This window comes from Bacillus nitratireducens (assembly GCF_036320425.1).
Lineage (GTDB): Bacteria > Bacillota > Bacilli > Bacillales > Bacillaceae_G > Bacillus_A > Bacillus_A nitratireducens.
In genome coordinates this window covers 25,331-44,092 of sequence record NZ_JAUMJO010000007.1, presented here as the reverse complement: position 1 = coordinate 44,092, position 18,762 = coordinate 25,331, and the positions used below count along the sequence as shown (strand labels likewise).

Sequence of the window (18,762 nt, the reverse complement as noted above, 5' to 3'; positions counted from 1 at the left end):
ATCTTCCACACCGGAAGATAGCCTTTTATGATGCTGATGAAACCTTAAGTCCAATTACTCCTAAAACAATAAAGAGAATACAAAATGCTTGGAATAAATTAATATGCTCTTTAAAAAAGTACACACTAATGATTGTAATAAGTAGTGTTCCTACACCAGACCAAATTGCATAGGCAATACTTAAATGAATCTTTTTAACAACGATAGCAAACACGCTGAAACAAATTCCATAGAATACGAAAATAAGTACGCTTGGAACGGGCTTTGTTAAACCGTTCGATAATTTCATCGCAATCGTTCCAGCCACTTCAAAAATAATTGTTACGAGTAATAATAGCCAATATACCATACTAGAATCTCCTTCTCTGTTACCTTATCGAGATTCTAGTATACTACTTATAGCCCTAACGAAATATATTTAATTTCTAAATATTCCTCGATACCGAAATGGCCTCCTTCACGGCCGATACCACTTTCTTTAAAGCCACCAAATGGTGCTTGTGCAACTGATGGAAGTCCATCATTTAAGCCGATAATTCCGTACTCTAATGCTTCGCTAATTTGGAATGCCTGACTAATATCTTTTGTGAAAATATAAGCAGCCAAGCCATATGGTGTATTATTTGCGCGTTCGATTACTTCTTCAACCGTTTTAAATTTAGCGACTGGTGCAACCGGCCCAAATGTTTCTTCATTCATACAAAGCATCGTGTCATTTGCCAATCCAATTACTGTTGGCTGAATGAAATATCCATCTAACTCTGCAAATTTATGGCCACCGTATAAAACTTCTCCACCCTTTTGAATTGCATCTTCAATATGTTCTTGTACTTTCGAAATTGCATTCGCATCAATAAGTGGACCTACAGTTGTTCCTTCGCCGAATCCGTCCCCAACTTTAAGCTGCTCTACAGCTTTTGTGAACTTTCCTGCAAATTCTTCGTACACTGCTTCTTGAACGAAGACGCGGTTTGTACATATACACGTTTGTCCTGCGTTACGGAATTTCGAACCGATTACCGCTTCTACCGCTTTATCTAAATCAGCATCATTCATAATAATAAATGGAGCATGACCACCTAACTCAAGTGAAACCTTTTTCATCGTTTGTGCAGCGCTAGCCATTAATTCTTTCCCAATTTCAGTTGATCCTGTAAAGGAAACCTTTCGAACACGCTCATCTTCCATCCACGTATCAGCAATTGCTTTTGCACTACCTGTTACAATATTTATTACACCTTTTGGAATATCTGCTTCATGTGCTAATTCAACTAACTTCAATGCCGTTAATGGTGTTTGGCTCGCTGGTTTCACAACCGCTGTACAGCCCGCTGCAAGCGCTGGAGCTACCTTTCTCGTAATCATAGCAGCTGGGAAGTTCCATGGTGTAATAGCTGCCATAACCCCAACTGGTTGCTTTATAACTAAAATACGTTTATTCGGATGAGAAGCAGGAATCACTTCACCGTATATTCTCTTTCCCTCTTCTGCGTACCATTCAACAAAACTATTTGCATAATTTACTTCACCAAGTGCTTCTGCAAACGGCTTTCCTTGTTCTCTCGTCATAATTGCTGCAATTTCTTCTTTATTTTCATCAATGAGCGTGAACCATTTTTTCAACTTTACTGCGCGATCTGCTGCAGTTAATTTTGACCATGATTTAAAAGCTTCATGTGCAGCATCAACTGCTTGCTTTGCCTCTGTAATCCCGCCCTTTGGCACAGTTGCAAATACTTCCTTTGTCGCTGGATTATTTACTTCGATTTGTTCTTGCAGTGTAATCCACTCACCATTTATATACATCGCCTTTTTCTCTAAGTTTACGAACGTCGCTTTTTTATCCAATTTTTTCTTCCTCCTCTATAAACTTCTTAATTTTCCTAGTGGCAGCAGATTGACTTATTTGCAAAAACTCAGCCACTTTATAACTTGATCCATACGTTTTATACGCTTTAAGAATAATATTTCTCTCTACCTCTTCCAGCATTCTATAAAGACTTTGTCCAGATTGTTCAACTGTTGCCTCTTGCATAGATAGTGGCAAATCTTCTACCGTTACAAAATCATCAGCAGTGATAACAATTCGTTCAATTACATTTTCAATCTCTCTATTATTTCCTTCCCAAGGGTACCCTACAAACATTTGTAACGTACTAGGAGCCAACTTTACATTACGTCCGTACTTTTTATTAAAATGCTGTAAATAATGATAAATGAGCGGCAAAATGTCTTCTGTTCTCTCCCGAAGTGGCGGAATTGAAATTGGAAGGACATTCAGACGATAGTATAAATCTTTCCGGAATGCTCCTTGTTTCACCATCGTACTTAAATCTCTATTTGTTGCCGCTACAATTCTAACATCCACCTTTTTTAACTCTCTTCCGCCTATAGGGCGAAACGTTTTTTCTTGCAATACTTGCAAAAGCTTCGCTTGAATTTCAAGCGGCATTTCACCAATTTCATCTAAGAAAAGGGTCCCTTTATGTGCTGATTCTAGTAATCCCTTTTTCCCTTCACGATTTGCCCCTGTAAAAGACCCGCCTGAATATCCAAAAAGCTCTGATTCAATTAAATTCATCGGCAATGCCGCACAATTAATCTCATAAAAACTTTCATTTTTCCGGTGACTTACTTCATGCAAATGGCGTACTAATCGGCTTTTTCCTACTCCCGTCTCACCTAATACGAGAACAGTGCTATCCACCACAGATACTTTTTTGATTGTTTCGACTATTTTTTGCATAGCGATACTTTTAAAAATAAGTCCTTCATGTTCATATGTTTCTCTTAATTCCTTTTTATATGTTTTTAACTGATTATCCATTTCCTCTACCTTTTGACGTAATTGATAGAGTTCTGTAAGATCTCGGGAATAACTAATCACTCTTCTTAAATTTCCCTCATCATCAAAAACAGGTCTTGTACGAACATGCAAATACTCTCCTGATTTCGTTGTTTGAACAAGTTCAACTGGCCTTTTCTTTTCAATTACTTCTAACGTTGCAGACGGATAAAAAATCCCTTCTTTTTGTAGTTCTTTTACATGCTTTCCTACTAATTCCTTAGCAGAGAGCTGGTAATGTCTTTCACACATACTATTTACACGCACAACGATTCCTTTATCATCTGTAACAAAAATTTCGTCAAATGCATATTCAAATACATCTTGTAAATCCATCAACACTCGTTCCTTTTCTGCAACCATCCTAGCCACTCCCTACTTCATATCCATCGATTCACTTTACTACCTTTATTATAAAGTGAATTTTCTGCATTTTATATAGAGTAAGCTAGAATGTTTGCGATTTATAATTTAGTTTTTAAACACGAGCGATGTTTGCTTGCTCATAACAAGCTTGCAATGATTCTTCAATTATTGTTAAACCTTCCTCTAGCTGCGCATCTGTAATAACTAATGGCATTAACACACGAATAACATTTCCATATGTTCCTGCTGATAGTAGAAGTAATCCGCGTTTATTTGCTTCCGCACATAAATTAGCTGCCAATGTTTTGTCAGGCGCTTTCGTCTTACGATCTTGAACGAGCTCAAATGCACACATTGCTCCTAAACCGCGCACATCACCAATGCAATTATATTTATTTTTCATCTCTTCGAATCGGCTCATTACGACTTTTCCTACTTCTATCGCTCTATCATTTAAATTCTCTTTTTCTATTACATCAAGTACTGCTAATGCAGCCGCACATCCTAGTGGGCTTCCTGCATACGTTCCGCCCAGTTCTCCCGGTGCAGACTCATTCATAATTTCTTTACGGCCAATAACACCGCTTATCGGTACACCAGCTCCTAGTGACTTAGACACTGTAATTAAATCCGGAACGACATCATAATGATCAATCGCAAAGTATTTTCCTGTACGGCTAAAGCCAGTTTGAATTTCATCCGCTACAAATAAGATGCCATGTTCTGAACAAATATTGCGTACTTCTTGAACAAATTTCTTACTTGGGACGATAAATCCGCCTTCCCCTTGAACCGGCTCCATAACAACAGCTGCAATTGTTTCTGGTGCTACTTCTGATATAAAGAAGTTCTTAAACTCTTCAATGATAAAATCATCATACTGCTCTTCCGTTAACCCCTCTGGACGACGATATTCATATGGGAATGGCGCTTTATATACTTCTGGAGCAAATGGGCCAAATCCAAATTTATATGGTTTTACTTTACTTGTCATCGTCATTGTCATTAATGTACGCCCGTGAAATCCTTTAGAAAATGCGATAATCCCAGGTCTCTTCGTATATTTACGAGCGATTTTCACCGCATTCTCAACTGCTTCTGCACCACTGTTTAAAAACAGGACTTGTTTATCAAAACTTCCTGGCGCTAATGCAGCAAGCTTTTCCGCTAATTCAATATATGGCTCATACATCATGACATTAAATCCCGTATGAATATATTGATCTACTTGTTTATGAAGTGCTTCTTTAACAGCTGGATGACAATGTCCTACGTTAATTGTCCCTATCGCTCCTGCAAAATCAATGTACTGATTACCATCAACATCTGTTACAAGAGCTCCATCGGCAGACTGTACGAATGTTGGAATACCATTACTTACTCCTTTTGGTACTATATTTTGGCGGCGTTCTAATAAAGACGCTGCTTTCGGTCCTGGAATTTGTTCATTTACTTTAGCAAATTTTTTTGTGTTCATTGTGTACCCCATCCTTTTCTATACAATGTTTTCTCTTTATATTGCAAGATGTATGCCAACTTCCCCTTTCTAGTATTCATCCCATTCTCTTAATATCGCGGCATAAAAAATAAGTCTATAAAGACTCATAAAGAGTCTTTATAGACTTATCCGTTTATACATTAGACTTTCCTTGTTTCCAAATAAACTCACTTGAATGAGAAATTAAATCTTCAACAGATTGTAACACTAAATCTGCAAGTGGTTCTAACGTTTGACGATCACCCGTACCAGATAGTACGCCAATTGCATAGCAGTCGCCACCATTTTTCGCTAAATGTAAATCCGTCGGTGTATCCCCGACGACCGCTACTTCACATGTTTCTAAATTAAATCTCTCACAAAACGCTTCTACAATTCTTTTATCTGGTTTCTGTGCCGGAAACGTATCTGAGGCTATGACATAATCAAAAAAGGGCTCTAATTGATACTGCTTTAAAAATAATTCTGTCGGTGCAAAATCATCAGCTGTGACGACACCTAAAATAAACCCTCTATCCTTTAATGCTTGTAAAACTTTTGGTAAATCTGCCGTCATTCTCATATGTTCTCGATGCTCATACATAAGAGAAAACAACTTTTCACTTACCCATTCATGCATCTCTTCTTCTCTAGATGATACGATATATTTACAAATCCCCTTCGCTACATCAAGGCTCGTTCCTGCTGCTAGCGCACTATGCGGATGAACGACTGCTCCGTCCACGCCAATCTCTTTTAATATAACCTGCTGCATTGATTCTGGTAATTGATATAAATTTATACATTCAGCTACAAGCTCTTCTGCTACTTTTATCCAAATTGAATGAAAATCCATTAATGTCCCATCTTTATCAAATAATATTGCTTTTACCTTCTCCATAGCATCCTACCTCTCATTTCTTATCTCTTCTAGTTTATCAATAAAATATGGATATAAAATAAACGGTTTGTAAAAATACCATGAAAATCAAACTAACTTCCAATTTACAATTCATCTGTATAAAGTGAAACTTTAATCAGCGAGAGAGTCTTATTACTCGCAAATAGTGAGATAAAAGCAAAAAAAAGATGCCTTTACAGGGCATCCTCTTGATGTTCAGGAACAAATAGTTCCAGACAATGATATATATTTTCGAATTCCATCGGTGCATCTCCACCATATTCACCATCTAAATTAATCATTAGTTTATCTGGTGAATGCACTTTAATTCGATTCGCTTGTGTATATAGCACTTTTGGATTGTTAATATGTTCCCCACGCTGCGCTTGTGTTGCTGCTTTAATTAAATCAGCGATAGAACCTTTTTTCAGCACTAATAAATCAAATAACCCATCGTTAATAGACGCATATGGTGCTACCTTTTCAAATCCACCAACTGAACGAGTATTTGTAATTAAAAACATCGTAATTTCTTCTTGTAGCAACTTCCCATCATACTCGATTTCAACATATGTTGGATGTAATGATGGTAACATTTCGATTCCTTTTAAATAGTAAGCAAGTTGACCTAATACCGTTTTCAGCTTACTTGGCACTTCATATGTTAATTCTGTAATACGGCCGCCACCAGCGATATTAATGAAATATGTATCATTCGCTCTACCAAGATCTAACGGAACTGTTTTCCCTTCACAAATAATATCCGCAGCCTCTTCAATAGCACGAGGTACACCGATCGCACGCGCAAAATCATTTGTCGTTCCAACTGGAATAATTCCAAACTTTGGACGATGTTCATGTCCTACTAAACCGTTCACCACTTCATTTAACGTACCATCACCACCAGCTGCGATAACAACATCAAACTTACGATCCGCAGCTTGCCTCGCCGCCACAGTTGCATCTCCAGGACCAGTTGTCGCATGACAAGATGCTTCATATCCAGCTTGTTCTAATTTTTGTAATACTTCTGGTAAGCTCTTCTTAAATAACTCGCGTCCAGAAGTAGGGTTATAAATAATCCTTGCTCGCTTCATCATGTATTAGCACAGGAAATTCTTTATTCATTGAAAAAAGAATACACCGAACCCTTATTCAGTATCCCTATGCCTACCTCCTCTCATCTTCCTATCCTTCTTTTATCCCGCTCAAACAGGCAGTAAGAACCCGATTCGTGTAGTCCATCATAAGTAACATTCTCTCATAATGGTTTTGCTTTATTTGACAAAAAAATTTATGTCCATCTATTTCCTCACAACAATTTACATATAACGAATAATAATTATCTATTATTTCATGAGATGAAAAAAACCTCTATGTCTAGATTTATCATTATTCCCACCTTTTTGCAACTATCATACCATAGTTGCTATACAAACATTTTTTCACTTTTGACAGTTAATCAAACGTTTATTTAAATTATTTTTCACCATTTAAACAAACGTTTGATTAACTCAGAAAAAACACCCAAATGCGGGTGTTTTTTCTGTTTAATCTTTAAGAATCTATACTATTTTAGCGCTCAAAAATAAGAATTCCTCTTTTATTTTTATCGCTTATTAATCTCTTCAAGTAAGATTTTGTTAACAAGCGGTGGGTTAGCTTGTCCTTTTGTCGCTTTCATAATTTGACCAACTAAGAAGCCAATTGCACGGTCTTTACCGTTTTTAAAGTCTTCGATAGATTGCTCATTATTATCAAGAATTTCTGTTACAACCTTACGAAGTGTACCTTCGTCAGAAATTTGAACAAGACCTTTCGCTTTAACGATTTCTTCTGGGTCTCCACCTTTTTCAATTAATTCGTTAAATACTTTCTTCGCGATTTTAGAAGAAATTGTACCTTTTTCAATTAATTGAACCATTTTAGATAAACCAGCAGGCGTTAATGCAACGTCTTTTAATTCTTTTTGCTGTTTGTTTAAGTATGCAAGCACTTCACCCATTAACCAGTTTGATGTTAATTTCGCATCTGCTCCATCTTCAATTGCTGCTTCAAAGAAATCAGACATCTCTTTCGTTAATGTTAATACGTGTGCATCATAAGCTGGCAAGCCAATTTCTGCAACATAGCGAGCTTTACGTGCATCTGGAAGTTCTGGAATCGAAGCACGAATTTCTTCTTTCCACTCATCATCGATGTAAAGTTCAACTAAGTCTGGCTCTGGGAAGTAACGGTAATCGTCAGATCCTTCTTTCACACGCATTAAGATTGTTTTCTTCGTTGCTTCATCATAACGACGTGTTTCTTGTTGGATGATACCACCAGATAATAATTCTTTTTCTTGGCGCACTTGCTCATGCTCAAGACCTTTTTGTACGTAAGTGAATGAGTTTAAGTTTTTCAGTTCTGCTTTTGTACCGAATTTCTCTTGTCCAACAGGACGAAGTGAAATATTCGCATCACAACGAAGAGAACCTTCTTCCATCTTACAATCAGATACGCCTGTATATTGAATGATTGATTTTAACTTCTCTAAGTATGCATATGCTTCTTCTGGAGTACGCATATCTGGCTCAGATACGATCTCGATTAAAGGCATACCTTGACGGTTGTAGTCTACTAATGAACCATCAGCTGTATGCGTTGATTTACCAGCATCTTCTTCTAAATGAAGACGTGTAATACCGATACGTTTCTTTTTACCGTCTACTTCGATTTCAATCCAACCATTTTCACCAATCGGCTTATCAAATTGAGAGATTTGGTAAGCTTTCGGATTATCTGGGTAGAAATAGTTTTTACGGTCGAACTTCGTTTCCGTTGCGATTTCACAGTTTAATGCCATTGCAGCTTTCATTGCAAAGTTAACTGCTTCTTTATTTAAAGTAGGAAGTACCCCTGGGTATCCTAAGTCAATTACACTTGTTTGTGTATTTGGCTCCGCTCCGAATTCTGTTGGACTCGCAGAGAAAATTTTCGAATTTGTTTTTAACTCAACGTGAACCTCTAAACCAATAATTGTTTCTAAATTCATCTATGCTCGCCTCCTTACAGACTTGCTTTTTTTGTATGATAGTCTGTTGCTTGCTCAAACGCATGTGCAACGCGGTAAATTGTCGATTCATCGAAGTGTTTACCAATGATTTGTAGACCAAGTGGCATGTTGTTAGCACCGAATCCACATGGGATAGAAATCGCTGGAACACCCGCTAAGTTTACTGGGATTGTTAAAATGTCATTTGCATACATTGTCATTGGATCGTCCACTTTTTCGCCCACTTTAAATGCCGGAGTTGGCGTTGTTGGTCCGATAATAACATCATAGTTAGCAAATACATTTTCAAAGTCGTTTTTAATTAATGTACGTACTTGTTGTGCTTTTTTGTAATATGCATCATAGTAACCAGAGCTAAGAGCAAATGTACCAAGCATAATACGACGTTTTACTTCATCTCCGAAACCTTCGCTACGTGTGTTTTTGTAAAGATCTAATAAGTTATTTACATTATCAGAACGAACACCGTAACGTACGCCATCAAAGCGTGAAAGGTTAGCAGATGCTTCAGAAGAAGATAATAAGTAATACGTTGCTAGAGCGTATTTAGAGTGTGGAAGAGATACTTCCTCCCAAGTTGCGCCCATACCTTCTAACACTTTTAACGCAGCTAGTACTGACTCACGAGCTTCTTCGCCAACACCTTCGCCTAAGTATTCTTTCGGTACAGCAATGCGTAAACCTTTAACGTCGCCTGTTAAACCAGCTAAGTAGTTTCCAACTTCAACGTTTGCAGAAGTTGCATCCATACGATCAATACCTGAAATAGCTTGTAATAAGTATGCATTGTCTTCTACTGTACGCGTAATCGGTCCGATTTGGTCAAGTGAAGATGCGAATGCTACTAATCCGTAACGAGATACGCGTCCGTAAGTTGGTTTTAAACCTACAACGCCGCAATATGCAGCTGGCTGACGGATAGAACCACCCGTATCAGAACCTAGAGAGAATAATACTTCTCCTGCTGCTACAGCTGCTGCAGAACCACCACTAGATCCGCCTGGAACGTAATCTAAGTTCCATGGGTTTTTCGTAGCGTAGAAACCTGAGTTTTCATTTGAAGAACCCATTGCGAACTCGTCCATATTTAATTTACCGATTGTAACTGTGTCAGCAGCTTTTAGCTTTTGTACAACTGTCGCATCGTAAATTGGATCGAAATTTGCTAACATTTTGCTCGCACAAGTTGTACGAAGACCGTTAGTTACAATGTTATCTTTTACACCGATTGGCATACCGAATAATAAGCCATTATCCTCAGCACCAATCTTTGCATCTAATTCTTTCGCTTTCGCGCGTGCATTTTCTTCATCTAATGTAAGAAAAGCTTTTACGTTATCTTCAACATCCGAAATACGTTTGTAAGATTCTTCTACTAAATCCGTAACGGAAATTTCTTTGTTGTTTAATTTCTTATGTAACTCTGATACCGAATGATCAAATAATGACATCGAAATTCCCTCCTCTATTCTAATACTGCTGGAACACGGATTTGATTATCTTTGTGATCCGGTGCATTTTTTAATACTTCTTCTACTGGTAAACCTTTTTCTGGTACATCTTCACGCATAACATTTTTCATAGTTAATACGTGAGTTGTTGGTTTTACATCAGTTGTATCTAATTCATTTAACTGTTCTGCAAATGTAACAATTGCATCTAGTTGTTTTTGGAATTTTTCTGCTTCTTGATCAGTAATTGCAAGACGTGCTAAATGTGCTACGTGCTTTACATTCTCAACGGAAATTCTTGACACGGCTAGGCCACCTCCATAATATATCGTTCAATCTACAATACTATTGATGATACCAAATTTTCAGTACTTCAAGCAAGTCAACACACGGCACTTACGGTATTTTTACATAAAAAAAGAAAGGCAAATGCCTTTCTTTACGATTTACTCTTTATCTAACGGTTTATTTTTTGGAAATCTCTCGTTATCCTCTTCATTATCACGAATTGTTTTTTGTAACACAAAACAAGACATTGTTAAAAATAATGTTCCAATTAAATAGTATCCTTTTACACTAAGCGTTTCATCTAACGTATAAATCCCAATTAGCATACCTGAAAGCGCGCAAACAAATGAAGTCCATGCTAAAAACGTGAACGCTTGCGTATTTCGTCTTCTCATCGTTCTCCCCCTCGTTAGCTATACACCCATTATAGATAAATATATTTATCATGATGGATTTTTATGTAAATTCTATTTTGCTATTTATAAATCTATCATAAAAAAATATTATTTTAAAGATAGATTTCTGTCTAATCTGAAAAAACAGTTAAAATTATTGACATTTATTTCAATTCCACATAAAATAAAAACAAATATTACGAACCTCGAAATATACGGGAGTGGAAATAATTGCTGCAATATGAACATTTTTTAGACTTACTGCTAGATAACGCCAAGAAACTTTTCTATCCTGAAGAATGGGTAAGCCTTGATTTAACACTTTCTAAAACAGAAGTATTTTGTTTACTTTGGATGGAGCGCAATACAGATATTACAATGACAAAAATCGCCGACCTTCTTGATATACCGATGAGTACAACGACAGGCGTTGTAAACCGTCTTGTAAAAAAGGGGTATATTGAGCGCTACCGGAATGAAAGCGATCGACGTATTGTATTAATTCGCTTAACAGAAAACGGCGTAATGCTCGTTCAAGAAGTAAAACAAAATGCAGCCCATTACTTTAGCCTAGTGACAGACGCATTGTCAGAAGAAGAAAAAGCATTCTTACTACAAATATTCCAAAAGATCATGAATCACATTGCTACGTCACAGCAAAAAACAGAAGAAAAGGTTTCTACACCTAAAATGAAAAACATTCCGATTGAATAAGACCCTAGTTGGGTTTTTATTCAATTAAATATTTCGACACTCGTAATATTCGACATTCGAAACAAAGGGGATATTAATGATGAGAATTATTCTGTATACAGGTAAAGGCGGCGTAGGAAAAACTAGCATTTCAGCAGCAACAGCAATCCAAAGTGCAAAACAAGGATTAAAAACATTAGTAATGAGTACAGATCCTGCTCATAGCTTAGGAGATTCATTTGGCATAAAACTATCTTCTGAGCCATTAGAAATTCGTAAAAATTTATGGGCACAAGAGATTAATACGATTTATGAAATGGAAAAAGGCTGGGGGAAATTGCAGAAATATATTACACTACTCTTCACTTCCAAAGCAGCTGATGATATTACAACAGAAGAATTAACGATGTTCCCTGGTATGGAAGATTTAATTAGCTTACTTCGAGTACTCGATTACTATAAAAACAACACTTACGACGTCATCATTATTGATTGCGCACCGACTGGAGAAACTTTAGCAATGCTTAGCTTTCCAGACATGCTCGGCTGGTGGATGGAAAAACTCTTTCCTATTAAAAGGAAGATTTTAAAAGTTGTTCGTCCTGTAGCTCAACCACTTCTTGGTGTCCCCCTTCCAACCGATGATATTATGGACGAATTAACAAATACACTTGAACAGCTTGGAGAAATGAGAGATATTTTATCAAACCGAGAGGTAACAAGTATCCGCATCGTTGTAAATCCTGAAAAAATGGTCATTAAAGAAGCTCAGCGCAGCTTTACGTATTTAAACTTATACGATTATAACGTTGATGCCATTATGATTAACCGCGTCATCCCTAACACTGTTACCGACCCTTACTTTCAGGCATGGAAAGATACACAAAAGAAATATAAGGCGTTAATTAAAGATAGTTTTCAGCCACTTCCTATTTACGAAGCTCCCATGTTTGAACAAGAAGTTGTTGGTTTACCTATGTTAGAGCGTGTAGGAAATGCTTTATTTAAATCAGACCCTTCTCCTACTGAAGTGAAATTTAATGGCCGCACACAATATGTGAAAAAAGATGGCGATGAGTATATTTTCGTTCTATCCATTCCCTTCTCAAACAAAAGTGAACTTTCATTAAATCAAAAAGGTGATGAACTTATTATTCGAGCTGGTTCTGTTAAACGGAACATCACATTACCAAAAACATTAACACACCTTTCTATTCAAGGAGCGAAGTTTGAAGAAGATGTACTAAACATTCGGTTTGGAGGTGTAGTGCATGCATGAGGAGCTACTAAGAAGAATAATTCGTACAAAAATAAAAGTCGGTATGCGTATATTAGAAGAGCTACCGAATCCGATTCAGCAATCAGCTAAGCAAGCACTAAATATTTTGCAAGAGGAGCTCTCCTCTTATGCGGAAGAACAACCGCAACCTGAGAGTAATTTAAAAAGCATCATAATTGAATAACTATACCCTTGTAGAAAGCCTTTTCTTATAGGCTTTCTATCCCTTTATTGGAGCTGATATAAGTTGATTAAAACATCTTCAACAAGACATTTCACCACTAATATAATCTGGCTAATCCCCCTTCTATTCTTTTTTCATAACCTCGAAGAAGCTTTCCGAATGCCACAATATATCGCTAATCGATTTTCAATCCATTTTATAACTAACAAACAATTTTTCATTGCAATTTCCATATTAACAACCTTCGTCTTAATCATAGTCATTCTATATCAATTAAGCATCATATCTTCTATTTACTTGATCCTTTTTATACAGGGCTGTATCTTCTTTAACGCCGTTCAGCATATTATCTTGTATTTCATTTATCGTTCTTATAATCCTGGCGTAATATCAGCCGTTTTCATTGTCATCTTTTCTATTTTCTTCTTGTTATCCGAAAAATACTTCATTCATAAAAAGCAATTCGTAATTACACTCCTTTTCAGCTTATTTTCTTATCCCGTTATAATTTGGATTGCCTTACTATTTGCTAGCTATTTTCATTAATAAAAAAAAGACCAGGAAAACTCCTGGTCCATCACTCTACTTAACAAACATTGGATTCTATGTTATACAAAATTGGAAGGTACAGAATTAGGGTTTTGTTTGTTAAGTAGATTCTATGTTGAACGAGCTAACAGCGGAGGGGTTCCTACTGTTAGTCGTTAAACCCAATAATTATTTTACGATTTTTTCAAGCTCCTCAAGTGAAAGATCTACTGAAATTGAACCATCATTCGTTTCTTTCTTAATTGCATCTGTTACTTCTTTTGAATGATACAATTCAATTACTTTTTTCAGCGTTGGATCATCTTTGTCTTTCGTACGAGCTGCGAAAATATTAATATAAGGTTTCGCATTTTCATTCTTTGGATCTTCTAAGAAAATAGGATCCTTCGCTGGATCTAATCCAGCTTGACCAGCAACACCATTATTAATAACTGAAGCTGCTACATCTTTTAATACACGAGGTGTTTGCTGTGCGATAACCGGTGTAATCTTTAGCTTCTTCGGATTTTCAGCGATACCACTTGGATCCCCAAATAGGCCGAAATCTTTCTTAAGCTTTAATAATCCAGCTGCATCAAGAAGTTTTAATGCGCGTGCTTGGTTCGTTGGATCATTTGGAATAGCAATTTCTGAACCATCTGGGATTTCATTTGCTTTCTTATATTTTTCAGAGTATAAGCCCATTGGTGCAATTTGCGTTGTACCGACAGCTGTAATATCTAACTTATGCTCCTTTTTAAATTGCTCTAAGAAAGCGATATGCTGGAATGAGTTTAATTCAATATCTCCATCAGCTAATGCTTTATTTGGCGTTGTGTAATCAGAGAACTCAACCAGTTTAATTTTAATCCCTTCTTTTTCAGCTTTTTTCTTCAAAATTTCCCAAGCGTCTCCATCTGTTCCAGTTACACCGACGCGAACTACTTTCTCTTTCGCTCCTGCACCCGTATCTCCACCTGAGCAGCCGCTTAAAGCTGTAATCCCTACGATCGCTGATAATGCAAATGCTAAAATTTTCTTCATTTTCTTTTCCCCTCTTCCTTTTTATGATCTACGTAAAAAGACTTTTGCAAAGTAGTTTCCTAAATTTTGAGCTATTTGTACGAGAATAATAAGTAAAACAACCGTTACAAACATAACTGACGTATCAAAACGTTGATAACCATATGTCATTGCTAAGTCACCAAGACCGCCACCACCGACAAGCCCAGCAACTGCAGAAAATTCAATTAAACCAACTGTCATAAACGTAACACCCAAGATTAATGGCGCTAACGCTTCTGGCACAAGAATTTCAAAAACAATTCTAATTGGTGAAGCTCCCATTGCTTGCGCTGCTTCAATTACCCCTTTCGGAACAGAAACCAGATTTGTTTCAACCATTCTAGCAATACCAATTGATGCAACTAACGTCATTGGGAAGATTGCTGCTGCTGTTCCAATCGTCGTTCCGATAACACTTCTTGTTAGTGGGCTTAAAGCTACTAAAAAGATAATGAATGGAACCGGACGAATTGTATTAATTATGATATTAAGAATAGAAAAGACCCATTTATTTTCTAAAAAGTTTCCTTTTCTCGTTACATACAACAGTAAACCTAGAGGTATACCGAGAATTGTAGCAAATATAAGAGTTACAATTACCATTAAGAGGGTATCCCCCGTCGCATCTAATATGCGAGGCCAAAATATGCTCCAATCAACTCGCATGAGCTTCTACCTCCTTCAGCTGCACTTGCAGTCTTAGATGTTGTAATGCTTTTTGAATCTCTCTTTGTTCACCTTGTAGTTCTACTAGAAGATTTCCAAATAAAACATTTTGGAGTTCAATAATATTTCCGTAAAGAACATTTACATCAACGTTATAATTTTTCGCAATATATGATAGTACAGGCTGTCCTGTCTCCTCACCAGTAAACGTTAAGCGGTAAATCTGACCTCCGTTTTGAATTTTCGCTAGCACACTTTCCGGTAAGTGATCATTAATAACAGAACGTACAAAGTTTTGAGTTGTTTTTGTTTTTGGTTGTGTGAAAACGTCAAATAGTTTTCCTTCTTCAATAACTTTCCCCTTCTCCATTACAGCTACACGGTGACAAATTTCTTTCACCACGTGCATTTCATGTGTAATAAGAAGAATCGTTACATTGTATTCTCGATTTACTTTCTTTAATAAGTTTAATATCTCTGTCGTCGTTTCTGGATCTAAAGCTGATGTTGCCTCATCACATATAAGAATATCTGGCGATGTTGCAAGTGCCCTAGCAATACCAACACGTTGCTTTTGACCACCTGATAGTTGCTCTGGATAATAGTTTGCTTTATCTTCTAATCCTACAAACTTCAGCAGTTCATTTACTCTTTCTTTTATTTCATTCTTTGGTACTTTCGCTAACCTTAATGGATAAGCAATATTCCCAAACACTGTTCTTGAATTAAATAAATTAAAACTTTGAAAAATCATCCCGATTCTTTGTCTTAGTTTCCTTAATTCTTTCGTCGATAATGATGTAATATCTTTATCATCTATTGAAATCGTTCCCTCAGTTGGTCTCTCTAGCATGTTTACTAAACGTAATAACGTACTCTTTCCAGCACCACTAAATCCGATAATGCCAAAAATTTCTCCCTTTTCAACTGATAGCGTTACATCCTCCACTGCATGAACAAATTGCCCACCTGATTCATATACTTTACTTATATTGTTAAAAGAAATCATTTTCTTCCCTCCTATATGCTGTAAAACTTGAAGTAGAGCTTTTGAGGTAAAATAAAAAGTGCTCTCCTTCTTATCACTTGTAAAAGATAAGAAGGAGAGCACTTATATGTACTCGTTCACATCTTCTCATCTTCCAAGCTTACTTTAAGCTTGCTGGAATTAGCACGGTATTAAAAAACCCGTTGCTGAGGTATCGTAGGGCCAGTCCCTCCACCTCTCTGGATAAGAGTGTATCGATTTAATTGTCATTTAATTAATTCTCATTATAGAACTCTGAATAATAAGAGTCAATACATTTTTCGGAAAAATATTAATTATTTCTCTATTAAAATTTTCAAATAAAAAATTACAATACAATGTTATGTTAAATTCTCCTCCCTCATATTTTTTAAAAGGAGAATCCTCTCTATGAATTGAATAACATTATTTGAATATGAAACTCGGAGGAAGATGAATATATGAAAACAGCCCTTTTGCTCGTCGATATTCAAAATGATTATTTTCCAAATGGAAAGATGGAATTACGTAATCCAGTAGAAGCAAGTGAATATGCTAGTCAGCTATTACAGCACTTTAGAGTGAACAACGAACCTATTTTTCATATCCAACATGTAGCTATAAAAGATGACGCTACTTTTTTCCTACCTAATACAGAAGGTGTCCATATTCACGAGAATGTCCGTCCGCTTAGAGAAGAAACTGTTATACTCAAACATTATCCGAATAGCTTCCGAGAAACTAATCTTCTAGAGCAATTACAACGTTTAGATATTGAGCACGTCGTTATATGCGGGATGATGACACATATGTGTATTGATGCTACCGTAAGGGCTGCATTTGATTTTGGTTTTCGTTGTACCGTTATACATGACGCTTGTGCTACAAAAGATCTTTCCTTTAAGAATGCTACTATACCAGCTGTTTATATTCACAATACAATTTTGGCTAGTTTGAATAAAATCTATGCTGAAATACTTAGCACGAAAGAGTTTGTACAATGAAAAAAAACCTTTTGAATTTTTCAAAAGGTTTTTTTCTGACTATATCATATTTATCATTTTTTCATTTCCTATTTTTAGGGATTCATATCATACCTATAACAATCTCACTAATTATTTACATTGATACATTATCATTTTTACTATCTTTTGATTGAGTCCAATTTTTCCATAAAAATTGAATATTACATGTACGAGAAGCTTCCGAGAAACTCATTCCTGTTAATGGATAACATGTGATTTTCATACTTGCAAAAATTATAATTGCTATCATTGTTATAGCCGTAATTATTATGAAAGCAACCAGTAACATCACAATTGATTGTGCTGGCCATAGATTTAATTTATTCCCAATATATACAACTACTAAATTATGCATTAAATACACACCAAATGAAAAAGCAGATAAAACTTGTATCCCCTTAAACATAAATGGCTTCATTGAGTAATTCCTAAAATATTCTTTTACTAATAAGAAGATTGAACCTGAAAGTACTACTTCAAATACTCTAACATATGCCTTGAAATCCTCAGAGTACTCCCCGATTTTAACCGTCTCATACCAAGTACCTAATATAATAAGAAGAGTATCTATAACAATTATAGAAAGCAACATTTTTTTTGATACCTTCTTCTCATACGTCATTAAATAATAACCTAAGAGAAAATACCCTATATATCCACCTAAAAAGTTCATATCAAAATTAGGATACAACGTGAATATTGGTTTTAATTTATCCGGAACTAGTACTGCAATTGTTGGCAATAGCGAACTAACTGTAAACCAAAGGATTAACATATACTTTATAAGATCTTTACTTAAAGCATCTACCATTTTCTTCAACAGAGGAGAAAGAATATACAAAGGAATAATGGCATACATAAACCAAAGATGTACTGTCGCCGCTTGATTCGGTATATATAAAATACTCTTAATAACATTTGTTATTTGTATCGGTCTTGGCGTAAAGTATAAAACGGCAATAATGGACCATATAATAAATGGCACGATTAATTTTGGCAACCGTTCTGTATAAGTTATTTTAAGCGATGTCGTTTTACTACTCCTCATTAACATCGCACCAGAAATCATAAAGAAGATAGGCACACTTGTACTAAAAACCGTTGTCAGTGCATTAGTTATATGCCAAGTACCTGAACCAATATTCCCTCGCAAACTTCCTGCAGCAGTATGAAGAAATACTACCGCAAACATCGAAAATACGCGTAGTACGTCAACATATTCAACATAATTTTTTTTCACCCCATTACTCATCTAACAATCATCCCTTCCCAAAGAATATTTTTTCTAATCATTTTCGTCTTTTCAAAAAGCACAAACCTCTTATATCGGAATATAATTAATGTTAAAACAAAAATGAATACCTAAAATTTCGATATTCGACTATATAAACACTGACTATACTATATAAAATTTTAACAATAAATTCAATTTTTTATCATATTTACATAATATTATATAAATATACCATTTAAATAGGGAGGTTTCCTCCTATCTAATAATTTAATATTCTTAATATAAGGTTTTTAATCTATAA

Annotated in this window: 19 protein-coding genes and 1 riboswitch; of the genes, 5 read left to right on the top strand and 14 right to left on the bottom strand. The window is 35.9% G+C overall.

Going from position 1 to position 18,762, the window contains the following annotated elements; translation table 11 throughout:
• Window positions 1-25: 25 nt before the first annotated feature.
• The 10 genes from Q3V31_RS23585 to Q3V31_RS23540 all read right to left on the bottom strand — a co-directional run bounded on the left by Q3V31_RS23585 (window position 26) and on the right by Q3V31_RS23540 (window position 10,781).
• The gene (locus Q3V31_RS23585) at window positions 26-349 is read right to left on the bottom strand and encodes a DMT family transporter (RefSeq protein ID WP_000263263.1); all 324 of its coding nucleotides are present in this window, start codon (window positions 347-349) and stop codon (window positions 26-28) included.
• Window positions 350-396: 47 nt separating this feature from the next.
• Window positions 397-1,848 carry an NADP-dependent succinate-semialdehyde dehydrogenase gene (gene gabD / locus Q3V31_RS23580; RefSeq protein WP_090814075.1) on the bottom strand — a complete coding sequence of 484 codons (1,452 nt, stop codon included), beginning with the start codon at window positions 1,846-1,848 and terminating at the stop codon, window positions 397-399.
• Window positions 1,841-3,208: a sigma-54 interaction domain-containing protein gene (locus Q3V31_RS23575; protein ID WP_329767364.1), complete on the bottom strand. Its 1,368-nt coding sequence runs from the start codon at window positions 3,206-3,208 to the stop codon at window positions 1,841-1,843. The genes gabD and Q3V31_RS23575 overlap by 8 nt, the downstream gene beginning before the upstream one ends.
• 115 nt (window positions 3,209-3,323) lie before the next feature.
• The gene (gabT, locus tag Q3V31_RS23570) at window positions 3,324-4,688 is read right to left on the bottom strand and encodes a 4-aminobutyrate--2-oxoglutarate transaminase (protein ID WP_329767363.1); all 1,365 of its coding nucleotides are present in this window, start codon (window positions 4,686-4,688) and stop codon (window positions 3,324-3,326) included.
• A gap of 154 nt (window positions 4,689-4,842) precedes the next feature.
• Window positions 4,843-5,589, bottom strand: coding sequence for an HAD family hydrolase (locus Q3V31_RS23565; protein ID WP_000416654.1), 747 nt, complete (start codon window positions 5,587-5,589; stop codon window positions 4,843-4,845).
• Between the two features lie 194 nt (window positions 5,590-5,783).
• Entirely contained in the window at window positions 5,784-6,689 is a 906-nt protein-coding gene (locus Q3V31_RS23560) for a diacylglycerol kinase (RefSeq protein ID WP_000977668.1), read from the bottom strand.
• Between the two features lie 509 nt (window positions 6,690-7,198).
• A complete protein-coding gene (gene gatB / locus Q3V31_RS23555; protein WP_001047688.1) occupies window positions 7,199-8,626 on the bottom strand; it encodes an Asp-tRNA(Asn)/Glu-tRNA(Gln) amidotransferase subunit GatB in 1,428 nt (475 codons plus the stop codon).
• 14 nt (window positions 8,627-8,640) lie between these two features.
• Window positions 8,641-10,098 (bottom strand): Asp-tRNA(Asn)/Glu-tRNA(Gln) amidotransferase subunit GatA, encoded by a 1,458-nt coding sequence (gatA, locus tag Q3V31_RS23550; protein ID WP_000051452.1) that lies wholly within the window; start codon window positions 10,096-10,098, stop codon window positions 8,641-8,643.
• A gap of 14 nt (window positions 10,099-10,112) precedes the next feature.
• Window positions 10,113-10,403, bottom strand: a complete 291-nt coding sequence (gene gatC, locus Q3V31_RS23545; RefSeq protein ID WP_000086999.1) for an Asp-tRNA(Asn)/Glu-tRNA(Gln) amidotransferase subunit GatC — start codon at window positions 10,401-10,403, stop codon at window positions 10,113-10,115.
• A gap of 141 nt (window positions 10,404-10,544) precedes the next feature.
• On the bottom strand, window positions 10,545-10,781 hold the full coding sequence (locus Q3V31_RS23540) for a YiaA/YiaB family inner membrane protein (protein ID WP_001254393.1): 237 nt from the start codon (window positions 10,779-10,781) through the stop codon (window positions 10,545-10,547).
• A gap of 231 nt (window positions 10,782-11,012) precedes the next feature.
• On the opposite strand from Q3V31_RS23540, the gene Q3V31_RS23535 reads away from it, so the two are divergent.
• From Q3V31_RS23535 to Q3V31_RS23520, 4 genes are all read left to right on the top strand, one after another.
• Entirely contained in the window at window positions 11,013-11,495 is a 483-nt protein-coding gene (locus Q3V31_RS23535) for a MarR family winged helix-turn-helix transcriptional regulator (RefSeq protein ID WP_000942491.1), read from the top strand.
• 76 nt (window positions 11,496-11,571) lie between these two features.
• On the top strand, window positions 11,572-12,753 hold the full coding sequence (locus Q3V31_RS23530) for an ArsA family ATPase (protein ID WP_002074267.1): 1,182 nt from the start codon (window positions 11,572-11,574) through the stop codon (window positions 12,751-12,753).
• Window positions 12,746-12,937: a DUF3926 domain-containing protein gene (locus Q3V31_RS23525; protein ID WP_000544100.1), complete on the top strand. Its 192-nt coding sequence runs from the start codon at window positions 12,746-12,748 to the stop codon at window positions 12,935-12,937. The genes Q3V31_RS23530 and Q3V31_RS23525 overlap by 8 nt, the downstream gene beginning before the upstream one ends.
• Before the next feature lie 63 nt (window positions 12,938-13,000).
• On the top strand, window positions 13,001-13,483 hold the full coding sequence (locus tag Q3V31_RS23520; protein WP_090814072.1) for an HXXEE domain-containing protein: 483 nt from the start codon (window positions 13,001-13,003) through the stop codon (window positions 13,481-13,483).
• 171 nt (window positions 13,484-13,654) lie between these two features.
• On the opposite strand, the gene Q3V31_RS23515 is transcribed toward Q3V31_RS23520, so the two are convergent.
• From Q3V31_RS23515 to Q3V31_RS23505, 3 genes are read right to left on the bottom strand one after another with little or no spacing between them, the layout of a single operon-like run.
• Window positions 13,655-14,509: a MetQ/NlpA family ABC transporter substrate-binding protein gene (locus tag Q3V31_RS23515; protein ID WP_000721589.1), complete on the bottom strand. Its 855-nt coding sequence runs from the start codon at window positions 14,507-14,509 to the stop codon at window positions 13,655-13,657.
• Between the two features lie 21 nt (window positions 14,510-14,530).
• Window positions 14,531-15,196, bottom strand: coding sequence for a methionine ABC transporter permease (locus tag Q3V31_RS23510; protein WP_001261864.1), 666 nt, complete (start codon window positions 15,194-15,196; stop codon window positions 14,531-14,533).
• On the bottom strand, window positions 15,186-16,205 hold the full coding sequence (locus tag Q3V31_RS23505) for a methionine ABC transporter ATP-binding protein (protein ID WP_000622961.1): 1,020 nt from the start codon (window positions 16,203-16,205) through the stop codon (window positions 15,186-15,188). Before Q3V31_RS23505 ends, Q3V31_RS23510 begins: the two co-directional genes overlap by 11 nt.
• 123 nt (window positions 16,206-16,328) lie before the next feature.
• Window positions 16,329-16,434: riboswitch (SAM riboswitch) on the bottom strand.
• 229 nt (window positions 16,435-16,663) lie between these two features.
• Here Q3V31_RS23505 and Q3V31_RS23500 point away from each other — a divergent pair.
• Window positions 16,664-17,206, top strand: coding sequence for a cysteine hydrolase family protein (locus Q3V31_RS23500; RefSeq protein ID WP_090814071.1), 543 nt, complete (start codon window positions 16,664-16,666; stop codon window positions 17,204-17,206).
• 115 nt (window positions 17,207-17,321) lie between these two features.
• Here Q3V31_RS23500 and Q3V31_RS23495 read toward each other — a convergent pair whose 3' ends face one another.
• Window positions 17,322-18,479 (bottom strand): acyltransferase, encoded by a 1,158-nt coding sequence (locus Q3V31_RS23495; protein WP_090814070.1) that lies wholly within the window; start codon window positions 18,477-18,479, stop codon window positions 17,322-17,324.
• Between the last annotated feature and the right edge of the window lie 283 nt (window positions 18,480-18,762).